This window comes from Mesorhizobium loti (genome assembly GCF_003148495.1).
Lineage (GTDB): Bacteria > Pseudomonadota > Alphaproteobacteria > Rhizobiales > Rhizobiaceae > Mesorhizobium > Mesorhizobium loti.
The window spans coordinates 657,358-678,568 of the sequence record NZ_QGGH01000003.1 but is presented as its reverse complement, the minus strand read 5'-3'; the positions used below and the strand labels follow the sequence as shown (position 1 = coordinate 678,568).

Here is a 21,211-nt window from a genome sequence, read left to right as displayed (position 1 = left end):
GACAAGACCGTCCAGACGGTACAGTAAGACCGCCACTATTTGAAATCGGGACCCGCAGTCGATATGTGTCCCGATGTCCGCGCTTCGCGCCGGATTTCGACTGAGGGGACCTCCTTGTTCAAGCGCATACTCCGTATCTTTATTATCGTTCTGGTTCTGGCCGTGCTCGTTGTCGTGGTCGGCGGTATCGTCGGCTTCAACTTCCTGCGCGACAACGGCATCAAGCAGTATTTCGCATCGATGAAGCCGCCGGCGGCAACTGTGTCGACGACCATCGCAAAGCCTTCAACCTGGACGCCGGGCGTCGAGGCGATCGGTACGGTCAAGGCCGTACGCGGTGTTGACCTGACGGTTGAGACCACCGGCATCGTCAAGGACATCCTTTTCCATGCCAACCAGAAAGTGGCCGACAATGCGGTTCTGCTGCAGCTCGACGACGCCGTCGAGCGCGCCGATCTCGACGCGCAGAAAGCGCAAGCCGCGCTCGATCAGACATCGCTGGCCCGCGCCATCGAACTGACAAGGCGTGGCGTCGGCTCCGACTCGACGCTGGACACGGCGCGTGCGGCGGCCTCGGCCTCGGCCTCTCAGGTCACCAAGCTGCAGGCCGTGCTCGACCAGAAGCAGTTGACGGCGCCTTTCGGCGGCACGGTGGGCATTCCGAAGATCGATATCGGCCAGTATCTGGCGCCCGGCACCGCCGTGGTGACGCTGCAGGATCTCGACACGATGCGGGTCGATTTCTCGGTTCCCGAACAGCAACTCGCCTTGCTCAAGATCGGCCAGACGGTTCGGTTGGGCTTCGGCGGTGAGGACAAGCCGTTTGCCGGCGCCATTCGCGGCATCGACCCGAAGATCGACTCGTCCAGCCGGCTGGTGAACGTCAGGGCGGAAGTCGCCAATCCCGACGGCAAGCTGACCCCTGGCCAATTCGTGCAGGTGCGTGTCGAACTGCCCGAAGAGCAGAACGTGCTGACGCTGCCGCAGACGGCACTGACGACAAGCCTCTATGGCGACTACATCTTCGTGGTGCAGCCGGCGAAGCCCGCCGAGGCGGCCCCGGCGCAGGCAGCCAAGCCGGAAGAAAAACCCGCTGCTTCAGCCACGGACAAACCGGCTGACGCCAAGCCGGCAGACACCAAGCCGGCCGATGCCATGAAGCCGGCAGCTGATGCAGCCAAGCCTGCCGCCGATGCGGCAAAGCCGGCGGACAAGGCTGCCGACCCGGCCAAGCCGGCGGCGGAAGGTGACAAGCCTGCGCTGGTGCTGTCGCAGGTGTTCGTCAAGCCAGGCCGCCGCAATCAAGGCATGGTCGAGATCGTCGAGGGGCTGAAGGCAGGCGACGAGGTTGTCACCGCCGGTCAGAATCGCCTCTTCAACGGCATGTCCGTCGCCGTAGACAACACCATCGACCCGACCAAATCGGCGAACAAGCAGGCCGACCAGCAATGAGCTTTTCCGATCTCTTCATTCGCCGGCCCGTCCTTTCGACGGTCCTTGCCTGCATGATCCTGCTCCTGGGTTTCCAGGGCATCTTCAACCTGTCGATCCGGCAGTATCCGAAGGTCGACGAAACGGCGATCACCATCACGACGGCCTATCCAGGCGCCAGCGCCGATCTGATCCAGGGCTTCATTTCCGCCCCGATCGCCCGCGCCGTCGCCTCGACCGAGAACATCGACTACGTCACCTCGTCCAGCCGTCCGTCGTCCAGCACCGTGACGGTGCAGATGAAGCTCGGTTCCAACCCCGACGTCGCGCTGACCGAAGTGCTGTCCAAGGTCCAGGGCGTGCGCGGCACCTTGCCCGACGCCTCCAAGGATCCTGTCATCGTCAAGGGCACCGGCCAGCAGTTCGCGATGATGTACATCTCGATGCAGAATCCGAACATGACGAAGGAGCAGCTGACGGAGTATATCGAACGCGTCATCAGGCCGCGCATGTCGACGGTCGAAGGCGTCGCCGACGTGCAGATCTTCGGCGCCCAGGAATACTCGATGCGCGTCTGGATCGATCCGATCAAGCTTGCCGCGCGCGGCGTGACGGCCTCCGAAGTGCTGACGGCGATCAACAATTCCAACTTCCTGTCGGCGCCCGGCAACACCCAGAACGAGTATGTCGTCTCGTCGATCACCGTGCGCTCGACGTTGCAGACGCCAGAGGCGTTCGCCGAACTGCCGCTGCGCTCGACCGATGGCAATGTGGTGCGGTTGCGCGACGTGGCTCGGGTCGAGCTCGCTGCCGAGAACACCGACACCAGGGTCAGCTTCAACGGCAAGCCCGGCACCTTCCTCGCTATCTTCCCGACGCCGGCCGCCAATCCGCTGACCACGGCGGCGGCGCTCACCAAGCTGGTGCCGCAGATTCAGGAGACGCTGCCGAAGGGCATGACGATCGAGGTAGTCTACGACGCGACCGGACAGATCAGCGCCTCGATCGAAGAAGTGTTCAAGACCATCGCCGAGGCGGTTGCCATCGTCGTCGTCGTCATCCTTTTGTTCCTTGGTTCTTTCCGTTCGGTGATGATGCCGATCATCACCATCCCGCTGTCGCTGATCGGCGTCTGTTTCCTTTTGTTTGCGGTCGGCTATTCGATCAACCTCCTGTCGCTGCTGGCCATGGTGCTGGCGATCGGCCTGGTGGTCGACGACGCCATCGTGGTGGTGGAGAACATCCATCGCCATATGGAAGAAGACCACATGTCGCCGATGCAGGCTGCATTCAGCGGTATGCGCGAAATAGCGTCGGCCATCGTTGCCATGACCATGACGCTGGCCGCCGTGTTCGCGCCGCTGGCCTTCACCGGCGGCCTGACCGGCGCGCTGTTCCGTGAATTCGCGGTCACGCTCGCCGGCTCGGTGGTCCTGTCGGGCGTCATCGCCATCACCATCACCCCGATGATGTCGGCACGCCTCCTGAAGTCCGGCACGCCGGGCCGTTTCCAGCGTATCGTCGACGCTACCTTCGCTCGCGTCGAGCATGTCTATGAACGGGCCGTCACCGGGTCGCTGAACTATCGCCCATTGACACTGATAATCGTGCTTGCGCTTGTCGGCGTCACCGGCTTCATGTTCACCAAGACCTCAACCGAACTGGCGCCGGAAGAAGACCAGGGCTTTCTGCTCTCGCTTGTGACAGCCCCGCGTTATGCGACCTCCGATTACACCGAGACATACGTCAACCAGATTCTCGGTCTGGTGAAGGATATTCCCGAAACACGGGCGCAGTTCTCGGCCGTCGCCTTCGGCGGCACGACAAACAGCGCCTTCGTCGGCTTTGCCTTCAAGGACTGGGCGGAACGCAAGCGCAATTCAAAGGAACTGCAGGCCGACATTACGGCTCGTATCGCCAAAGTGGCGGGGGTCCAGGCCTTCGTCTTCGCGCCGCCGACGCTGCCGGGCTCCGGCGGCGGCCTGCCCATCTCCATGGTGGTGCGATCGACCGGCGATTCCTCGGAAGTGTACGAGGTGGCCGAGCAGATCAAGAACAAGGCGCAAGCCTCCGGCCGCTTCATCGTCGTGCAGAATTCGATGGCCTATGACGCACCCGAGGTGACGGTGACCATCGACCGTGACCGCGCCGCGGCGCTCAACCTGCCGATCGCCGATATCGGCCGCACGCTGACCTTGCTGGTCGGCGGCGCCGAAGTGGCCCAGTTCGATCGCGACTCCAACAGCTACGACATCATCCCGCAGGTGCCGCAGGAATTTCGCGACAACCCCGACAAGCTCGGCGAATACTTCGTGCGCAGCGTGACGGGCGAGATGGTGCCGCTGTCAGCGGTGGTCAAGATTTCGACCAATGCGGCGCCGGCCGCCATCGAGCAGTTCAACCAGCTGAATTCGTCGACGATTTCGGCGCTTCCGCTGCCCGGCGTCACCACCGGCGACGGGCTGAAAGCGCTGGAGGACATCGCCAACGAGAGCCTGCCCGACACCTTCTTCGTCGACTATTCCGGTCAATCGCGACAGGAAAAGGAACAGGGCAACACCATCCTGATCGCTTTCGCGGCGGCCGTTGTCGTCATCTATCTGGTGCTGGCGGCGCAGTTTGAGAGTTTCCGCGACCCGCTGATCATCATGATGGCGGTGCCGCTGTCGATCTTCGGCGCGATCGTGCCGCTCAATCTGGGCCTCGGAACGCTCAACATCTACACGCAGGTCGGCCTGATCACACTGATTGGTCTGATCACCAAGCACGGCATCCTGCTGGTCGAGTTCGCCAACCAGCAGCGCGAAATCCATGGCATGCGACGGCGTGACGCCATCATCGCCTCGGCCAAGGTGCGCCTGCGGCCGATCCTGATGACGACGGCGGCGATGGCGCTGGGCGTGGTACCGCTGATCACGTCCAGCGGCGCTGGTGCCGCGGCCCGCTATTCGATGGGCCTGGTTATCTTCACCGGCATCCTGGTCGGAACCATGTTCACGCTCTTCGTCGTGCCTATGTTCTACACCTTCATCGCCAGCAAGGACCTGCCTCACCTGGCCGAGAAACCGGATCCCAAGCTGATGCCGGCGCTGCCGAGCTAGAGCAATTCCAGGAAAAGTGTGTAACGGTTTTCCCGGGAAAAGCGCATAGCGCTTTCCCTTGGGAATTGCGCAAGACAAGTTGGAAACAAAAGAAAAGAGGCCGGAAATCTCCGGCCTCTTTTTTTGGCTGGGCTCGATACCGCCGGTTTGCGCTGTACTCAATACCGCAGCGTTTTCCGGTGGGAGCTTTGAGGCGCGGCAGCATGCTGACACGCCGTCGGTCACAGCCTGCTACTTGACGATGACGATGCTGGTGTTGGTCGCCCCGAAGGTTTCGACGAGCTGGTAGAAATCGGCGGCGTTGTCGGGATGCAGCCGCACGCAGCCATGCGAAGCCGGCTGGCCGAGACGCTTGATCGCATAGGTCGCATGCACCGCATAGCCGCCGCTGAAGAAGACCGAGTGCGGCATCGGGGCGTTGTCGTATTTCTTTGAGTACCACATCTCATGCATGCGCGTCGGCTTGAACGAGCCGGTCGGCGTCACATGGGCCCGGTCGCCGGTGGAAACCTTCCAGGCGAAGGTTGGCCGGCCGTCGACCGAGACTTCCATGATCTGCTGTGAAAGCGAGACGCGCGCCACGATCTTGTTGGCGGCGTGCGCCGCGCCCGAGCCGGCGCCGAACAGCAGTGCGGCGCCCGTCAGCGCGGCGGCGGTGATGTTGATGAGCTTGGCGGAAATGGCGGTATGCATGATGACGTCCCCTCTCTCTGCCGGTTCGGCCGGCTCCAATTCGATGGCTGCTTATCCCAACGTCATGTTTCGGGGAGATTTCGCAAAATGCTCATTTGTGTTTCGAATCTGTTTCCTCAGGTTAACGAACGCTGCCTCCATAGAAGCGAATGAGAGTCGGCCCGCTCGTCAGCCGATGAGGCCAAAGTCAGTAACATGAGTATCCGCCTCTAAACGAAAGTGCGAGTTGGTCGCATACGAAAGAAGAGCCGGCGATCTCGAAACCGAATTGCAACAAAACGAGGCTTCAAGCGGCATGATCCGGATACGGGCCGCAAGCAAAGTTGACGCAACGAAAACAGCCGGTAACGAACATGGAAACGAAATCGAACGCACTGTCCTGGCTTCTCAGGATCAGCATCGCGGCAGCGGTCATCGGCGGCGTCGGCACGGTTGCCGGCACCCCGCTTACAAGGCTCGGCGCGATGACGTCAGGCGAGATTTCGACGCTGCATGCCGCACTGTTTTTCGCCACGGTCTGGATTGTTTCCAGCCTGCGCATCGCCCGGCTAAAGGCCCTCTGGCGGGTCGGCCTTAGGCTGACGGGTTTGCGCGGCGCCTCCGGCTACTTGCTGCCGAGAGGACCGAAGGCCCGCGCCGCGACGGGGGGCTCCGTGGGCGGCGCGGGCACTTCGGGGGTGTCCTGAAGCGACCCACAAACACATTCATTTTTGAAGAATTGGCACTTTTGGGGAACTGCTACGATGAAAACGAAATTTGCCGCTTCGGTGCTGTCCGCACTGCTCTACGCACAGGGCCTGCTCGGTTTTGCCGGCCTTGCCACCGTGCTGCTCAGGGACCGCGCCCATGCCAGCGAACTGGCCATGGGCAGTGACATGCCGGTGGGCCCGTCACTTCTGCTGGTACGCTGAGCCCCAAGAGCATCGGGCCCGGAGATGGAAAACCCGATGCTCAGCCAAACAAGTTGCCTGGGTGTCCGGCAATCAACCGGCGAATTGCTGCGGCGGATCGAACCGGTAGCCGGCGCCGCGTATGGTGGTGATGGTTTCGGTGTCGAGCTTGCGGCGCAGCCGCACGATGCGCGAATCGATCGAGCGATCGAAGGCGTCGGCGTTTTCGGCCGGTGCCGCGGCAATGATGTCGTCACGCGTCAGCACCTTGCGCGGACTGGCAAGGAACAGCCTGAGCAGCGCCACCTGACCGGGCGAGAGCTGTTCCTCCGTGCCGGAGCGATGCATGACCATGGCCGACCTCAGATCGACGGTCGCGTTCTCCAGCACGATCAGTTCCTGGGTGCCCCTGCCGCGTCGCGAAAGCAGACCGCCAACACGGGCAGCCAGTTCCCGGACATTGAGCGGGCTCTCGACGACGTCGGCCGCACCAAGCTCGAGCGCCAGCACCTTGTCGACCAGATCGGCCGGCCGGCAGATCAGGATGAAATCCGGTCCGCCCTCGCCACCATGGCGCCGCAGCAGGTCGCGCCCCTCCGCCTGGTTGAGGCTGTCGCCGACGACGACGACGTCGATGCCCTTCCCCGACAGCAGCGATTCGGCCTCCCAAGGCTGGCGCGCCTGACGCACATCGTGACCGCGCCGCTCGAGATGGTCGGCGAGTTCGGTCGCGACCACTTCGGCAACGGAAACAAGCGCGATGATCGATCGTGCGGCCATGTTTTCCCACCCTGCAACAGACATCCCGAGATGAGTGCTGGACATCATGTTTATACCCAATCTACTTTCCACTGAAAGTGGGAGCGAAAGCATCGTGCGGGCAAGAATTGTCATCGTCGAGGATGAGCCCGACCTGAGGGACGCGGTTGCCGAATATCTCGAAGCCGCCGGCTATGAAGTGGTCACCGCTGAAAGTGCTGCCGCCGCGCGCAGCCTCGTTGAAACGCAGTCGTTCCATCTCGCCATTCTCGACATCGCCATGCCCGGCGAGGATGGCCTGTCGCTCGGCCGCTGGTTGCGCTCGAAGCTGCCGATCGGCATCATCTACGCCACCGCCGCCGGCACCGCGCTCGACCGCATCGTCGGGCTGGAGCTTGGTGCCGACGACTACATCGTCAAGCCTTACGAATTGCGCGAAGTGCTGGCGAGGGTCCGCAGCGTGTTGCGCCGGGTTCCCCAGCCGCAGGAACTTCAGGACAAGAAGGCGAGGACCGATCGCCGTTCCGTTGCTTTCGGACCTTTCCAGGCTGATCTCGACGGCAGGTTGGTCACCGGCGCCAATGGCGCGGTGGTCGAGATGGCCAAGAGCGAATTCGACGTGCTGGAGGTTTTCCTGACCCGCGCCAACCGGTTGCTGACCCGCGCCGCGATCTCCGAGGCGATCGGCTTCACCGAAGATCCGGAATCGTCGCGCGCGGTCGACATTCGCATCATGCGGCTGAGGAAGAAGATCGAGACCGATCCGGCCAATCCGAAATTCCTGCGCACGGTGCGCGGCGAAGGCTATATCTTCTCGCTGCCGACCGGCGACGGCAACTGAGCAGCGAGGCCAGAGGGTTTCAGGTTCGGGCCGTTGCTCGTTGATCGAATTGGCATGACCTGTGGAATGACGGCTGACAATGACCGCTGAAGCAGCAAGCACGGAGATGCAGGGTTTCAGGCAGGGCGCTGCGATGGCGGCCGTGCGTGTCGTTCGCCGGCTGCGCGAGGCCGGCGACTGGCAGCGCGAGATGGAAGGTATCCTGGAAACGCTCTGCCGGGCCATGGATTGCCAGCGCGGCATCCTGTTTCGCTTGCGCGAATTGCCTGGCCAGGGCTTCGCCCAATCCGTCGCCGCCTACTGGATCGACCCGCTCTTTGGCGGCGAACTGGCGTCACCGACCGTCATCATGCAGTCGATCGTCAATTCGGACCCGCTATTGGAGCGGCTGGCAGAGGACGAGCGGCAAGGCAAGATCTTCGCCGGCCATACGCGCAACCTCGAAGGCTTTCTGAGAACCGATTTCGAGAAGCAGAACATCAAGTCGTTCCTGTCGGTGTCGGTCTTCGCACACGGGCATCTGTGGGGCACGCTGGCGGTCAATGACTGCGTCAACGAGCGCGAGTGGACCGACGAGGAAGAGGCGACGCTGCACATCATCGCGCTGGCCATCGGCGATGCCATCGAGCGCTCGCCCTCCGAAGCCCATGCCAGCGAGGTCATTCGCCGCACCATGCTGCAGGCCTCGCTCGACGCCATCGTCGTCATCGATGAGACGGGCTCGATCATCGAATTCAATCCGGCCGCCGAGAAGATGTTCGGCTTCCAGCGCAGCGACATCCTCGGCAAGGACCTGCTCGATACCATCGTGCCGATCTACTACAGAAAAGGTTATGCTTCGGGGGCCGAATACATGTCCGGCCGCGGCGCGCCGATGGTCGGCCAGCGGCTCGAGACGGTGACCCAGAACGCCGCCGGCGAAGTGTTCCCGATCGAGCTGACCGCAACCGAGATGCGGGTCGCCGACCGCCGCCTGATCTTCGGCTCCATCCGCGACCTGCGCGACAAACTGCGCGCCGAGGAGGAGATTGGCCGCCAGCGCGAGAAGCTGCACCAGAACGAGAAGATGGCGGCGATGGGTTCGTTGCTGGCCGGCGTGTCGCATGAGCTCAACAACCCGCTGGCCGTGGTGGTGGCGCAATCGACGCTGCTGCACGAATTCGCCTCCGATCCGCAGACCAAGGTGCGCGCAGAGAAAGTCCGCGCCGCCGCCGAGCGCTGTGGCCGCATCGTCAAGAGCTTCCTGTCGATGGTGCGCCTTCATCCCGCGGCACAGGCCGAGACCGACCTCAACCAGGTGATCCGTGCGGCGTTGGAAGTGACCGCCTATGGCGCGCGCTCAAGCGGCATCATCATCGACACCGACTTCGCCGCCGGCCCGCTGCTGGCCATGGCCGACGCCGACCACGTGACGCAGGTGGCGGCCAACTTCCTCATCAACAGCCAGCACGCTTTGGCCGGCATTGCCGGCGACCGGCTGATCAAGGTGCGGACGTTCCGCAGCGACCGGGGCAACCCCTGCTTCTCGGTCGAGGACAACGGGCCCGGCGTGCCGGAAGCGATCCGCAGCCGGATTTTCGAATCCTATTTCACCACCAAGCCGGTCGGCGTCGGCACCGGCATCGGCCTGTCGATCTCGAAATCGATCATCGAGCGGCACAATGGCAATGTCTGGTTCGAGGAAGTGCTGCCGAGAGGGGCGCGTTTTGTCGTCCATCTGCCCGCCATCGTAGCCGGCCTTGTCGCTGCCGGCGAGAACCAGCCGCGATCGAGCGGCCTGCGCCACGCCTTGATCATCGACGACGAGCCGGATGTTGCCGGCTCGCTCTCCGACATTCTCGAATTGATGGGCATCAAGTCGCGGATCGTTCCTGTCTGGGAATCGGGCACCGCCACCTTGAGCGGTCATATGCCGCCGGACATCGTCTTTTCGGATTTGCGCATGCCCGGCGTCAGCGGCATATCGATCTATCGCGAGCTGCTCGCCGAAAAGCCCGACCTGGCGCGGCGTTTTGTGCTGGTCACCGGCGACCTGATCGGCGCGAAAGCCGAAATCGAGGCCCTGCCGGCACAGCAGCGGCCGCAGATCCTGGAGAAGCCGTTCAGTACGCTGGATGTGCGCAGCGTGCTGTCGGCCATCGCCGAACAAGCGGCAATAAAAGGATAAAAAAGCGGCCCCCAACCGACGTCGCGGCGGGAGCCGAAAGGAGCGCTGGAGGCGCTCGGGGAGGGTCAGAGCACGATCCCCAAAGTGGGAACCGGTTTTCGGGATCATGCTTCGACAGAAATCAGAAAATGTTCGGCGTACTGGTCAACGGCGCGGCATTGGCGATCATGCGGATTGCGCGGCTCTTGTGGGCTCCGGACTGCTCGGCAATGGCGCGCAGGCAATCGATGCTCTCGGCGCCCCAGGCCTGGCCCTTGCAGGCGAAGTCGGTCACCGGCATCGGCAGACGCGCGGTCCTGGTCGTCGTCTGCGCACCCTGGACGACGTTGGCGGGCGGATTCAACGAAGCAAAGGCCGGCCCAATTGTCGGCGTGAACGCCATGCCGGTGAAGGCGCAAGCAGCCAGCACCATGAACATCGCCATGGGGTGGTCGCTGGCCCGCTGGCGCAGCGCCAGTTTCGGACGGCGGTCATTGCGCTCTGGAGCCTGAAGGCGGCTCTCGCCGCGGATCGTCTGGATTTTCGCATGCATTGCCTTCCCCTTCGCTAAGTTTCTTTTGGTGATAAAACGAATTTAATCGCACTTGGTAACGGGCGGATGATACGGAGAGCGTGCCCGTGTAACGGCATCGCAACACTGGATACGGGCATATTCGGGCAAAAGCGGCCATAGCCGGATACGCTGGTCTGTTTTGCGAAGCTGTTTCATCGATCTGGATATTGCTGGAACGTCGATATCCGGCAGCAAAGCCCAACCTCGCCCAGCGAACTATGAGCAACCTCACATTCCGGACAGGGAAGCAGCAATTCTTGCGGGAAAACGGGTGAGATTTTCTCGGCATCGAGCGCTGCCTCTCGCCCAAGACGCTCGTTCCACAAGCCATGTTAAGGCTTGGAATTTCCGGGATTTTCCTCGGCTGCATCGGTCGAAAATTGACTTCGGCGCGGATGAACGAAAATTCGATACTTTCACAAGCCATTGCATTTCAATGAAAAATATGATTTTATTGAATGAGTATTCAATAAAAAGAAGAGACGTTTTATGAACCCGCACCTCCGTGACGTGGCGATCCCCAACGATTGGGACCGGCGGGGACTGCCGGGCTGGAGTTACCATTCCGATGCCCTTCTCGAACTCGAGAAGGAGCACGTCTTTCGCAATCACTGGCAGATCGTCGGGCACGTCTCGGACGTCCCTGACGCCGGCGACTATCTGACCATGGACGTCGTCGGCGAGCGCGCCTTGATCGTGCGCGGCAAGGATGGCGTCGTGCGCGGTTTCAACAACATGTGCCGCCACCGTGGCAGCCGCGTCGTTGCCGACAGCCAGGGCAATTGCAAGAACGCGCTGGTGTGCCCGTTCCACGGCTGGGTCTACAATCTCGACGGCACACTGCGCGGCGCTGCACGTCCGCGTTCCTTCCCCGACCTCGACAAGACCGAGTTCGGCTTGATGCCACTCGATCTGGAAGTCTGGATGGGCTTCATCTTCATCCGCTTCCGCAATGGCGGGCCGCAGCCCTCGGTCGCCGAGCTGATGAAGCCGATCGAGCCCGAATTCGCGCATTACAACGCCGCCGACATGGTGCCCTCCTGGGGCATCTGGAACCAGAAGACCCCGGTGAACTGGAAGTCGGTGCGCGACGTCGACAATGAGGGCTATCACGTCGCCATGGCGCATCCTGCCTTGCAGGATCTTTATGGCGCGACCTATTTCGACGAGCCCTTCATCAACGGCGTGTCGCGCTCATTCGCCACCTACAACCCGCATGCCGGCCGGCGCTGGAGCGTCAAGAACTACGTCAAGATCGCACCCGAGCCGACACATCTGCCCGGCTATCTGAAGAAGGCCTGGGTCTATTACGGCATCTTCCCCAATGCGGTCATTTCGGTGATGCCGGAATCGGTGCAGTTCTATCAGGAGTTTCCGCTGTCGACGGGTGAGACGCTGCTGCGCGGCGCCATCTACCGCTACCGCGACGAAAGCCGCGAACAGGCCGCCGCCCGCTACCTCTCCTTCCGCATCGACCGCGACACCATGTCGGAAGATGTGCAGCTCTCGGTATGGTCGAACGAATCCATGCTGTCCGAAGCCTTCGAGGGCTTTTATCTCTCCGACCTCGAATATGGCGTGCGCACCCACCACGATCATCTGCGCAAGATGCTGCCAGTGCTGGGCCTGGAGACCGCGCCCGAGGAGAAGGACATGTGGAATTTGAACGACGCGCTCAGGTCGCGGTCTTAGAAGGCTTGGTTCAAAACAGATGCGGGTGTGGTGCCAGGCGGACACCACTAGCTTCAGGGTTTTGTTCGGCGAGCTAGATGTTCATATGTGATTTTCCAAGGGTCGCTCTCGGAAGATCTTTCCTCGCCGATCCAATGGAAGCTGTTGGCGGTGATCTCAGTGAAACGCCATCGCGTTTTCAGACCGCGCGAGTCATTGCCGAGCTGGACGATGTCCTTGCCTTCGGCCCGCCCTATCTGGCGCGAGTGGTCCTGGTTGAGCGGGTCGTTCCATATGATGTGCCAGCCATCGATCTCAGGATCGAAGATGCGCAAGGTCGTACCATACATCGTCGACGGCGCGGGGCGTTTGGGCCTGATCCAAATATCCTGAATCGCGCGGCCTTCGAGCACCCAGCCAAAATGGCATTCTCCATCCCATTTCTGGATTGTGCCGTCGTCGAGGTGGTGGACCGAATCCATTTCCCAGTTTCCAATCAGCCATCCATAAAGGGCCATGTCTTTCGCCCGATCGGCTGGCGGACCTTCGGATCCGAGAGCGGTGAGAAACGAAGAAATCGTCATCGTCATTACTGCCCTTCGTTTCCAGGCAGATGAACTCAACTGCCTAGCGCAGCCCCGGCGGTCCATGTCGCGTCCGGCAAGCGCGCCTTGTGGAACTTTGCGACGGAAGCCCCTTTCGGCGTCGGAACATCGCCGCCACAACCTGCAGCATTGCGATGTCCCGGGCTTGGGGAAAATTGCTATAATCGCTGGCTTCAACGTCGTTCTGAGGGACAACATTCTTGACTCGATCTATGAGATCGTGCCGCCGGCACCGATGTCGGGTCGCTCCGAAATGGCCTACAACCCGGCGATCCTGAAGGCGGACCTGCACCGCCGGCCGCTCGCCAGGCGAGCAGCTGGCTGATCGGACGGAATCGCCCGCCGCCGCCCCTCATCCGCCTGCCGGCACCTTCTCCCCGTGAAACGGGGAGAAGGGAGAAAATCACCCCCGCCACACGCCCTCTTTCCTCAAATCATCCATCGTCCTTGAAATGCCTTCGTGCAGGATGCCAACCATGTCGTCGATCTGCTCGCGGGTGATGACCAGCGGCGGCGACATCACGCACATGTTGATCAGTGGCCGCACCAGCAGGCCGAGTTCATGGCAATGGGCGTCGATGCGTTTTCCGACATCCTTGTCGAGCTGCAGCGGGTCCTTGCTTTCGCGGTCCGCCACACATTCGACGCAGCCCATCAACCCCATCCCGCGCACCTCGCCGACGAGCGGCAATTCTTCCAGCGTCTTCAGCTGCGCCTGGAAATAGGGCGCGACCGCCTGCGTGTGGGCAAGCACGCCCTCTTCCAGCAGGTCGAGGTTTTTCAGCGCCACCGCGCAGCCGACGGGATGGCTGGTGTAGGTCAGGCCATGGCCGAACATCGCGTCGGGATGGTTCGACCTGCGCAGCTCTTCCAGCAGCCGTTCCGAAATGATGACGCCGCCGAGCGGGAAATAGCCCGAGGTGACGCCCTTGGCGAAGGTGATCATATCCGGATCGATGCCGAACACATCGCCGGAGGCAAAGACATGGCCAAGCCGGCCGAACGCCGTGACCACCTCGTCGGATACATAGAGGATGTCGTTGTCGCGGCAGATCTCGCGGATACGCTTGAGGTAGCCATCGGGCGGCACGACGACGCCACCTGATGCCTGCACCGGTTCGCCGACGAATGCACCGATCTTGTCGGCGCCGACACGAGCGATCATGTCGCGGAACTGATCGACGAGGAAATCGGTGAAGGCTGTAAGGCTCATGCCGCGCGGGCGGCGGAACGGATCGGGCGAAGACAGCTTGATGACCAGCTCGTCGGCACCGTCCATCCAGTCGCGGTCGCGCGGGCGGCCGTTGAGCGAGGCCGACAGGTAGGTCGAGCCGTGATAGGCGCCTCCGCGGCTCAGGATCAGCTTCTTTTCCGGTCGGCCGCGCACATTGTTATAGAACTGCATGAAGCGCAGCGCCGTCTCGACGGCCGAAGAGCCGCCGGTGGTATAGAAGACATGGCTGAGGTCGCCCGGCGCGTGGCCGGCGATGCGCATGGCGAGTTCCGCCGACGGCGCGTTCATCGTGTACCACGGCGTGTTGTAGGACAGCGCCATCGCCTGGTCGTACATCACCTTGGCGAGCTCCTCGCGGCGGTGGCCGACATTGACGCACCACATGCCGGCCGGCCCGTCGATCAGCCGCTTGCCGGTGCTGTCGGTGATGTAGATGCCGTCGCCTTCGCCGATCAGCGCGCGTGCTTCCGCGCCGACCGAACCGGCGAACGGCCAAGGCTGGATAAGATGGCGCTTGGCCAGTTCGATGGCATCGTCACCGGGTTCCGCGCCAGCCATCTCGGTCGCCTTCAGGTCTCTTGCCGCAGCCATCATCGCCTCACATTGCTTCACAGAATTTCATCGGACATGAAGTGAGATGCCAAGCATTGGAAACAGCGGCTTTCTTCACTTCATTTTGAATGTCCGTTCAATCAATATTGCAGAAATAGCGCTTGATTTCAATCCAAGGATGCGCGCATGATGAAAGAAAGCCGGCAAGGGGAACAAGCAGCCGGCGCCAGCACAATGGGATGCCGCATGGCGGGACAGTCCAGGCCAGCAACCGAGATCACACCCGGAGCCCTGCCCCCCGGAGTCTGGCAATGACGGCGGCCGCGGAAGGGTCGCCCCCGTTGCGGATGACGCGGGCCAGACGAAATGCCCTTCTGCAGTCAGAACCCGTACAGGGCCTCGCCCTGATCAGCCCGACCTTCATCTACGCGCTCATCCTTCTGGTGCTGCCGATCCTGGTGGTCATCGCGCATTCCTTCTGGACGCAGCACTACCTGACCATCGACCGCACCTTCACGCTGGAAAACTACCGCGTCGCGCTGACCGAGCCGATCTACCGTGATCTGTTGTGGCGCTCACTCTACATTTCGCTGACGGTCAGCCTGCTCACCGTCCTTCTGGCCTATCCGATCGCCTATTTCATTTCTTTCCACGGCGGCCGCCACAAGAGCCTGTGGCTGTTCCTCATCACCATCCCGTTCTGGACCAGCTACCTGCTGCGGGTGATGTCGTGGAAGGTCATCCTCGGCTATAACGGCGTCCTCAATTCCGGCCTGATGGGCCTCGGCATCATCGACGAACCGTCGACCGCGCTGCTCTACAATTCGAGCGCCGTCATCATCACGCTCACCCATGCCTGGGCGGCCTTCGCCATCCTGCCGATCTTCGTCTCGCTGGAAAAGGTCGACCGCACGCTGGTCGAAGCAGCCACCGATCTCGGTGATGGTCCGCTGCGCTCGTTCCTGCGCGTGACCTTGCCGCTGTCGGCGCCTGGCGTCATCTCGGCAGCACTGATCGTGATGATCCCGACCGTCGGCGACTACGTCACGCCGAAGCTGGTCGGCGGCAAGGACGGCGTCATGATCGCCAACGCCATCCAGGCGCAGTTCGGCAAGGCCTCCAACTGGCCGCTGGGTGCCGCCCTTTCCGTCACCACCATGCTGATCGTTACGCTGATGGCGGGCGCCACGGTGCTGATCATCCGCGCCGTGCAGAGGCTGGCGCGATGATGGCGGTGCGGCGTTTCCTGTCCGGCGGCTGGCTGGCGACCTATGCGTTTCTCTACGTCGTGTTCCTCTATCTGCCGGTGATCTTCCTGCCGATCTTCTCGGTCAACACAGCGGCGACACCAAAATTTCCGCTCACTGGCTTCACTTTGCATTGGTATGAGGATCTGCCCCGCACGCCGGCCCTGCTCGACGCCGCCTGGAACAGCATGATCGTCGGCGTGTCGGCCGCGGTCCTGTCAACTGTGCTCGGCATCCTCGCCGCCCGCTCGATCACCCGCTATCGCTATCCCGGCCGCAGCACCATCCACGGGCTGATCATGGCGCCGCTGGTACTGCCGGAGGTGATCGTCGCCATCTCCATGCTGTTGGTGATGCTGCAGCTGGGTCTCAGCCTGTCGCTGTTCACCGTCGTGCTCGGCCATGTGCTGGTCTGCATTCCCTATTCGATGACGGTGCTGACTTCCGGCTTCGAGGGCTTCGACCGCAGCCTGGAAGAGGCCTCCGCCGACCTCGGCGAAAGCGCCTTCGGCACCTTCCGGCGGGTGACGCTGCCGATGGTGGCGCCGGCCATCATCTCCAGCCTGCTGGTCTGCTTCACCATTTCGCTCGACGAATTCATCATCGCCTTCTTCCTGACCGGCACTGAAGCGACGCTGCCTATCTACATCTGGGGCCAATTGCGCTTCGCGGCCAAGCTGCCCGGCGTGCTGGCGCTGGGCACGCTGCTTCTGGTTGCCTCCTTCCTGCTGATGACCGTCGCTGAAATCCTGCGTCGCCGCGCCGCCAGACGCACCCAGAACGAGGGAGGCCTCTATGCCTGAGCAGCAGCAACGATCCATGATCGAGATCAAGAACGTTACCCGCAGCTATGGGGCGTTCAAGGCGCTCGATGACGCCTCGCTGACCATCCGGGAAGGCGAGTTCTTCTCGTTGCTCGGCCCATCCGGTTGCGGCAAGACCACGCTGTTGCGCATGATCGCCGGTTTCGACAATCCGACCAGCGGGTCGATCTCTGTCGGCGGTCAGCCGATGGAGGGCATCCCTGCCAACCGCCGGCCGACCAACATGGTCTTCCAGAGCTATGCGATCTTCCCGCACCTCAATGTCGAACAAAACGTCGCCTATGGGCTGAAGCGGCTGAAGCTGCAGGGCGGCGAGGAGAAGCGCCGGGTCGAGGAGGCGCTGGCGCAGGTCTCGCTGACCGGCCTCGGCAAGCGCCTGGCGACAGAACTTTCCGGCGGCCAACGGCAGCGCGTGGCGCTGGCACGCGCACTGGTGATGCGGCCCAAGGTGCTGCTGCTCGACGAACCGCTGTCGGCGCTCGACAAGAAGCTGCGTGAGCAGATGCAGGTCGAACTGCGCCGCCTGCAGCAGGCGGTCGGCATCACCTTCGTGCTCGTCACCCACGACCAATATGAGGCGCTGGCCATGTCCGACCGCATCGCCGTGATGTTCGGCGGCAGGATTGCGCAGGTCGCCTCGCCCAAGGAAATCTACCAGCGGCCGGTCACCCGCCAGGTCGCCGACTTCCTTGGCGGCATGAACTTCGTCAAGGCGCAGATCGTCGAGGAGAGTGGCGCCTCACTGGTTGTCGACACGCTGGGCTTTGGTCGCATCAAGACCGACAAGCCCAAGGCCTTTGTCCGCAATGGTGGCGGCGCGACACTCGGCATCCGGCCGGAGCGGCTGCGCGTGCTGTGGGACAATGCGACGGCCAAGTTCGAGGTCGCCGGCAAGGTGGTCGAACGCCATTATTTTGGCGAGATCACCCATCTGATCGTCGAGATACCGGGACTGGAAAAGCCGCTGTCGGTGACCGAGACCAACGATTTCGGCGCCGACGACATCCCTGTCGGCACCTCGATCCGCCTCGCCTACGATCCCGAGGCTTTGGTGGCGATGGCCGATTGAAGCTCGGCGATCATCTTGCGCGCCGCGATGCGCCCGGCGACGATGGCGCCTTCGACATAGCCCGGAAATGACGGCGACAGTTCCGAACTGGCGAAATGCAGGGATGGTGAGCCAGCCAGGATTGTCGACTCGGCATCGACAGCCGTCACATCGACGATGAGGTCGCTGTAAGCGCCGCCACTCCAGCGATCATCCGTCCAGTCCCGATAGCTGAAATCCAGGACGTCCGCCGCCTCCTGGCCAAGGGCGTCCTTCAGCCTTGCCGTCACTTCGGTGCGCAGCGCCGTTTCGCCGAGCGTATGCCAACGCAGCGCCAGCGGCCCGCCGACGAAGACGACAAGCGCGGCATGGTCCGCATCCTTGCTGGCATCGCAGGCAAACAGGCCAGGCAGATCGCGCCACATCACCATGCCGCACAAGTCGCGATCACGCCAGAACGGCCTGGCATAGCGCACCTGGATCTTGATCACCGCTCCGCTTTCCCACACGCCAAGTGCTTTCCTAAGCAACTCCGGCAAGGCAGGTGCGAAATCGAGTTTCGCGGCCGTTGCCGGTGGCACGGCAATCAACGCCGCCCGTGCTTCGACAATGCCGTTGGGCGAGACGGTGCGAACACCATACAGTCCATGTTCGATGCGCGTGACCGGTTCGTTCGGCCGCACCCGGCCAACGAGATCCCCGGCCAGATCCTCGGCCAGCGACTGCATGGTGTCGCGCAGGAAGTATTGCAGCTCCGGCACCTCGTTGGTGATGCGCCGGTCATTGTCGATCAGGTGCCACAGCGGCACCTTGTCGAGCGCCAGGCACCACAGGCCCTCGATCATCGACCGGAACGCCGCCTTGGCATCGGTTGCGTCCTTCTGACGATCGAGCCAGACGTTGACGGTCAGCCCTGCTATCGAGGGATCGTTCGGCTCAATCCTGTTCATGCGCTCGCGGATTGCCATCGCGCCATGATAGGTCCGCTCGGCCTGTTCGACCGACATCGATGGATGGGTGATGAAATCGCCATTCACATAGGTCTCAACGAAGGTCTTGCCTCGCGCCTCGGCCAGCGCCATCACCTCGAGCATGTCTTCGCAGAAGAACTGACCGCCGCTATCGAGCCGCTTACCAAGCCCGTCGAGAACGGCTTCCACTCGCCCGCCGACGCGGTCGCGCGCTTCGAGCAACAGAAAGCCGATGCCGGCTGCCTTCAGCTCAAGCGCCGCCGACAGGCCGGTGAAGCCGGCGCCGACGATAACGACATCGGTTCTTTCCGGTTCGCCCGTCAATAGCCGGCCTTGATCTTCTCGAATTCGGCGACCATGCGCTGCTTGAGCTCTGGCGCCACCGGCTGCTGGAACAGCGTCTTGTCGAGGAACTTGTCGAGATTGTCGAAGCCGCGATCGACCAGCACCTTGTGGTCGATCGCTGCCATGCCGGCGCCATTGCCATGGCCATAGCCGAAGGTCTTGACCATGTAGTCCGACACGCCGGGTGCGTTGACGGCGCTGAGGAATTCATAGGCTTCATCGAGCTTACCAGGCGCGTCCTTCATCAGCACATAGCCGCACACCCAGGTCGAAATCCCTTCCCTGGTGTCGCGGTTCATGGCGATCGGCATGCCTTGCCCCTTGAGCGTGACAAAGGTCTCGTTCCAGCCCCAGACCAGATCGACCTCATTGCCGATAAAGGCCTGGTTGAGGTCAGTGTCGTCGGTCCAGTAGAAGCGGATGTTCTTGTGCACGTCGCGCAGGAAGGCGGACGCCTCCTGGAACTGCGCGTCAGTCATCTTGGTCCAGTCCTTGAGACCGATCACCAGGCTCGCCAGCGCATAGGCGTCATCGACATTGTCGCCGATCGTGACACGGCCCTTGTATTTCGGATCGGCGAAGACCCTTAGCGACTGCGCCTCCTCAGCCGTCACCTTGTCGGTGCGGTAGAGCAGCGAGGTGTTGCCCCAGTCGAACGGCATGAACCAGGCCTTGCCGTCGGCGGTGACGGCGAGATCCTTCATCGCCATGATGCCGGGATTGAGGTCCTTCCAGCCTGATATCCTGGAGGTGTCGAGCGGCTGCAGCATGCCGGCCTCGCGCCATTTGACCACGCTTTGCGAGCAGGGGTGGGCGATGTCGGCCTTGAAGCCGGCCCGCATCTTCTCGAACGCTTCGTCCTCGTCGCCGAAGAAGGCGAAGGTCGGCTCGGCGCCGTATTTGGCGGTGTAGGCTGGGTGCAGCAGCGGATCCTCATAGCCCGACCAGTCGAACACGACGAGATCGCCGCCGCCTTCGGCGAGGGCATAGACCGCACCGGCGCCAATCATGCACGCGGAGGCAAGGGCAAGGCGGCGTAGCATCGATTTCATGGCTGAGAATCCCCCCGGGATCGCGCAAACGTCCCCTAAAGGTTAGGAGAATTCCCAGACTTTGGCGAGCCCGTCTGCCGCCCTATCGACGCGCAGACAGGACGCCCGGAACAAGGGCTCAGTACCCGGCTTTGATCTTCTCGAATTCGGCGATCATCTTGAGCTTGAGGTCGGAAGGCACCGGCGACTGGAACAGCGTCTTGTCGATGAATTTCTGCACGTCGTCATAGCCCTTTTCCTTCAAGACCGCCTGGTCGACGCCGGCCATGCCCTTGGCATTGGCCTGGCCGTAGCCCCAGTCCTTGACCAGCACCTTGGCGGTCTCCGGGTCGTTGACGGCGTTCAGATAGTCATAGGCCTTGTCGACATTGCCGGGCGCTTCCTTGAACAGCACATAGCCGCAGACCCAGGTCGAGATGCCTTCGTCGGTGTCCTTCTTCGCCATGATCGGCACGCCGGCGGCGACCGACTGCACTGTTGCGTCATTCCAGGCCCAGGCGAGATCGACCTCGCCGCCGCTCAGCAGCTGCACGACGTCGGTCGTGTCGGTCCAGTAGGAGCGGACGTTCTTGTGCACCTGGCGTAGGAAATCCGATGCCTGCTTGAACTGGTCGTCGGTCATCTTGGTCCAGTCCTTGAGGCCTATGGCGAGGCTCGCCAGCGCATAGGCATCGTCGACATTGTCGCCGATGGACACCCTGCCCTTGAACTTGGGATCGGCAAAAGCCTTCAGCGACTGCACGTCCTTGGCATCGATCTTGGAGGTGTTGTAGGTGAGCTGGGTATTGCCCCAGTCCCAGGGCATGAACCAGGCCTTGCCGTCCGATGTCGTGGCAAGATCCTTCATCGCCATGATGCCGGGATTGAGGTCTTTCCAGCCCGTGATCTTAGACGGGTCGAGCGGCTGCAGCAGGCCGGCCTCGCGCCATTTTACCACGCTCTGCGAGCAGGGGTGGCCGAGATCGGCCTTGAAGCCGGAGCGCACCTTCTCGAACGCCTCGTCCTCGTCGCCGAAGAAGGCGAAGGTCGGCGAGTCGCCGTTCTTCTCGACATATTTCGGGTGGAAGCTGGGGTCTTCATAACCTGACCAGTCGAACACGATCAGGTCCTTGTCGGCGGCGACCGCAAGTGCCGCGGCCGAAGCCGCCAGCGCACCAGTCAGCGCCAGGGTCAATGTCAGGCGTCGGGTTAGTTTCTTCATTGTTCCATCCTCTGTCTGTTCTGGTG

Annotated in this window: 18 protein-coding genes; 10 read left to right on the top strand and 8 right to left on the bottom strand. The window is 62.3% G+C overall.

Going from position 1 to position 21,211, the window contains the following annotated elements; translation table 11 throughout:
* Positions 1 to 114: 114 nt before the first annotated feature.
* Both C8D77_RS16875 and C8D77_RS16870 read left to right on the top strand, forming a co-directional pair.
* Positions 115 to 1,452, top strand: coding sequence for an efflux RND transporter periplasmic adaptor subunit (locus C8D77_RS16875; RefSeq protein ID WP_109665248.1), 1,338 nt, complete (start codon positions 115 to 117; stop codon positions 1,450 to 1,452).
* Entirely contained in the window at positions 1,449 to 4,532 is a 3,084-nt protein-coding gene (locus C8D77_RS16870; protein WP_109665245.1) for an efflux RND transporter permease subunit, read from the top strand. Before C8D77_RS16875 ends, C8D77_RS16870 begins: the two co-directional genes overlap by 4 nt.
* Before the next feature lie 231 nt (positions 4,533 to 4,763).
* Here C8D77_RS16870 and C8D77_RS16865 read toward each other — a convergent pair whose 3' ends face one another.
* Positions 4,764 to 5,225 (bottom strand): L,D-transpeptidase, encoded by a 462-nt coding sequence (locus C8D77_RS16865; RefSeq protein WP_109665510.1) that lies wholly within the window; start codon positions 5,223 to 5,225, stop codon positions 4,764 to 4,766.
* Positions 5,226 to 5,578: 353 nt separating this feature from the next.
* Between C8D77_RS16865 and C8D77_RS16860 the strand changes: the two genes are divergently transcribed.
* Both C8D77_RS16860 and C8D77_RS16855 read left to right on the top strand, forming a co-directional pair.
* The gene (locus C8D77_RS16860; RefSeq protein WP_109665243.1) at positions 5,579 to 5,911 is read left to right on the top strand and encodes a hypothetical protein; all 333 of its coding nucleotides are present in this window, start codon (positions 5,579 to 5,581) and stop codon (positions 5,909 to 5,911) included.
* Positions 5,912 to 5,968: 57 nt separating this feature from the next.
* A complete protein-coding gene (locus C8D77_RS16855; RefSeq protein ID WP_109665239.1) occupies positions 5,969 to 6,136 on the top strand; it encodes a hypothetical protein in 168 nt (55 codons plus the stop codon).
* 72 nt (positions 6,137 to 6,208) lie between these two features.
* Here C8D77_RS16855 and C8D77_RS16850 read toward each other — a convergent pair whose 3' ends face one another.
* Positions 6,209 to 6,895, bottom strand: coding sequence for a response regulator transcription factor (locus C8D77_RS16850; protein ID WP_109665237.1), 687 nt, complete (start codon positions 6,893 to 6,895; stop codon positions 6,209 to 6,211).
* A gap of 46 nt (positions 6,896 to 6,941) precedes the next feature.
* On the opposite strand from C8D77_RS16850, the gene C8D77_RS16845 reads away from it, so the two are divergent.
* On the top strand, positions 6,942 to 7,715 hold the full coding sequence (locus tag C8D77_RS16845) for a response regulator (RefSeq protein WP_206438756.1): 774 nt from the start codon (positions 6,942 to 6,944) through the stop codon (positions 7,713 to 7,715).
* A gap of 79 nt (positions 7,716 to 7,794) precedes the next feature.
* Positions 7,795 to 9,882 (top strand): sensor histidine kinase, encoded by a 2,088-nt coding sequence (locus C8D77_RS16840; RefSeq protein WP_164548798.1) that lies wholly within the window; start codon positions 7,795 to 7,797, stop codon positions 9,880 to 9,882.
* Positions 9,883 to 10,003: 121 nt separating this feature from the next.
* On the opposite strand, the gene C8D77_RS16835 is transcribed toward C8D77_RS16840, so the two are convergent.
* Positions 10,004 to 10,414 (bottom strand): hypothetical protein, encoded by a 411-nt coding sequence (locus tag C8D77_RS16835; RefSeq protein ID WP_109665235.1) that lies wholly within the window; start codon positions 10,412 to 10,414, stop codon positions 10,004 to 10,006.
* Between the two features lie 510 nt (positions 10,415 to 10,924).
* Between C8D77_RS16835 and C8D77_RS16830 the strand changes: the two genes are divergently transcribed.
* Entirely contained in the window at positions 10,925 to 12,127 is a 1,203-nt protein-coding gene (locus C8D77_RS16830; protein WP_109665232.1) for an aromatic ring-hydroxylating oxygenase subunit alpha, read from the top strand.
* Positions 12,128 to 12,180: 53 nt separating this feature from the next.
* On the opposite strand, the gene C8D77_RS16825 is transcribed toward C8D77_RS16830, so the two are convergent.
* Both C8D77_RS16825 and C8D77_RS16815 read right to left on the bottom strand, forming a co-directional pair.
* The gene (locus tag C8D77_RS16825; protein WP_245468628.1) at positions 12,181 to 12,696 is read right to left on the bottom strand and encodes a hypothetical protein; all 516 of its coding nucleotides are present in this window, start codon (positions 12,694 to 12,696) and stop codon (positions 12,181 to 12,183) included.
* Between the two features lie 418 nt (positions 12,697 to 13,114).
* Positions 13,115 to 14,536 carry an aminotransferase gene (locus tag C8D77_RS16815; protein ID WP_109665497.1) on the bottom strand — a complete coding sequence of 474 codons (1,422 nt, stop codon included), beginning with the start codon at positions 14,534 to 14,536 and terminating at the stop codon, positions 13,115 to 13,117.
* A gap of 272 nt (positions 14,537 to 14,808) precedes the next feature.
* Between C8D77_RS16815 and C8D77_RS16810 the strand changes: the two genes are divergently transcribed.
* From C8D77_RS16810 to C8D77_RS16800, 3 genes are read left to right on the top strand one after another with little or no spacing between them, the layout of a single operon-like run.
* Complete coding sequence (locus C8D77_RS16810; protein WP_109665225.1) at positions 14,809 to 15,726, top strand: ABC transporter permease; 918 nt, start codon at positions 14,809 to 14,811, stop codon at positions 15,724 to 15,726.
* Complete coding sequence (locus tag C8D77_RS16805; protein ID WP_109665222.1) at positions 15,723 to 16,547, top strand: ABC transporter permease; 825 nt, start codon at positions 15,723 to 15,725, stop codon at positions 16,545 to 16,547. The genes C8D77_RS16810 and C8D77_RS16805 overlap by 4 nt, the downstream gene beginning before the upstream one ends.
* A 16-nt stretch (positions 16,548 to 16,563) precedes the next feature.
* Positions 16,564 to 17,637, top strand: a complete 1,074-nt coding sequence (locus C8D77_RS16800) for an ABC transporter ATP-binding protein (RefSeq protein ID WP_109665219.1) — start codon at positions 16,564 to 16,566, stop codon at positions 17,635 to 17,637.
* On the opposite strand, the gene C8D77_RS16795 is transcribed toward C8D77_RS16800, so the two are convergent.
* From C8D77_RS16795 to C8D77_RS16785, 3 genes are all read right to left on the bottom strand, one after another.
* Entirely contained in the window at positions 17,601 to 18,911 is a 1,311-nt protein-coding gene (locus C8D77_RS16795; protein WP_109665217.1) for a flavin monoamine oxidase family protein, read from the bottom strand. The genes C8D77_RS16800 and C8D77_RS16795 overlap by 37 nt on opposite strands.
* Complete coding sequence (locus C8D77_RS16790) at positions 18,908 to 19,984, bottom strand: extracellular solute-binding protein (protein ID WP_109665214.1); 1,077 nt, start codon at positions 19,982 to 19,984, stop codon at positions 18,908 to 18,910. The genes C8D77_RS16795 and C8D77_RS16790 overlap by 4 nt, the downstream gene beginning before the upstream one ends.
* Positions 19,985 to 20,102: 118 nt before the next feature.
* Positions 20,103 to 21,185 (bottom strand): ABC transporter substrate-binding protein, encoded by a 1,083-nt coding sequence (locus tag C8D77_RS16785; RefSeq protein WP_109665211.1) that lies wholly within the window; start codon positions 21,183 to 21,185, stop codon positions 20,103 to 20,105.
* Between the last annotated feature and the right edge of the window lie 26 nt (positions 21,186 to 21,211).

What these genes read in the sequence shown, in the direction of transcription:
- C8D77_RS16870 (WP_109665245.1), top strand. Translation starts at nt 1,449, where the DNA reads ATGAGCTTTTCCGATCTCTTCATTCGCCGGCCCGTCCTTTCGACGGTC.
- C8D77_RS16865 (WP_109665510.1), bottom strand. Translation starts at nt 5,225, where the DNA reads ATGCATACCGCCATTTCCGCCAAGCTCATCAACATCACCGCCGCCGCG.
- C8D77_RS16860 (WP_109665243.1), top strand. Translation starts at nt 5,579, where the DNA reads ATGGAAACGAAATCGAACGCACTGTCCTGGCTTCTCAGGATCAGCATC.
- C8D77_RS16855 (WP_109665239.1), top strand. Translation starts at nt 5,969, where the DNA reads ATGAAAACGAAATTTGCCGCTTCGGTGCTGTCCGCACTGCTCTACGCA.
- C8D77_RS16850 (WP_109665237.1), bottom strand. Translation starts at nt 6,895, where the DNA reads ATGGCCGCACGATCGATCATCGCGCTTGTTTCCGTTGCCGAAGTGGTC.
- C8D77_RS16845 (WP_206438756.1), top strand. Translation starts at nt 6,942, where the DNA reads ATGTTTATACCCAATCTACTTTCCACTGAAAGTGGGAGCGAAAGCATC.
- C8D77_RS16840 (WP_164548798.1), top strand. Translation starts at nt 7,795, where the DNA reads ATGACCGCTGAAGCAGCAAGCACGGAGATGCAGGGTTTCAGGCAGGGC.
- C8D77_RS16835 (WP_109665235.1), bottom strand. Translation starts at nt 10,414, where the DNA reads ATGCATGCGAAAATCCAGACGATCCGCGGCGAGAGCCGCCTTCAGGCT.
- C8D77_RS16830 (WP_109665232.1), top strand. Translation starts at nt 10,925, where the DNA reads ATGAACCCGCACCTCCGTGACGTGGCGATCCCCAACGATTGGGACCGG.
- C8D77_RS16825 (WP_245468628.1), bottom strand. Translation starts at nt 12,696, where the DNA reads ATGACGATGACGATTTCTTCGTTTCTCACCGCTCTCGGATCCGAAGGT.
- C8D77_RS16815 (WP_109665497.1), bottom strand. Translation starts at nt 14,536, where the DNA reads ATGGCTGCGGCAAGAGACCTGAAGGCGACCGAGATGGCTGGCGCGGAA.
- C8D77_RS16810 (WP_109665225.1), top strand. Translation starts at nt 14,809, where the DNA reads ATGACGGCGGCCGCGGAAGGGTCGCCCCCGTTGCGGATGACGCGGGCC.
- C8D77_RS16805 (WP_109665222.1), top strand. Translation starts at nt 15,723, where the DNA reads ATGATGGCGGTGCGGCGTTTCCTGTCCGGCGGCTGGCTGGCGACCTAT.
- C8D77_RS16800 (WP_109665219.1), top strand. Translation starts at nt 16,564, where the DNA reads ATGATCGAGATCAAGAACGTTACCCGCAGCTATGGGGCGTTCAAGGCG.
- C8D77_RS16790 (WP_109665214.1), bottom strand. Translation starts at nt 19,984, where the DNA reads ATGAAATCGATGCTACGCCGCCTTGCCCTTGCCTCCGCGTGCATGATT.
- C8D77_RS16785 (WP_109665211.1), bottom strand. Translation starts at nt 21,185, where the DNA reads ATGAAGAAACTAACCCGACGCCTGACATTGACCCTGGCGCTGACTGGT.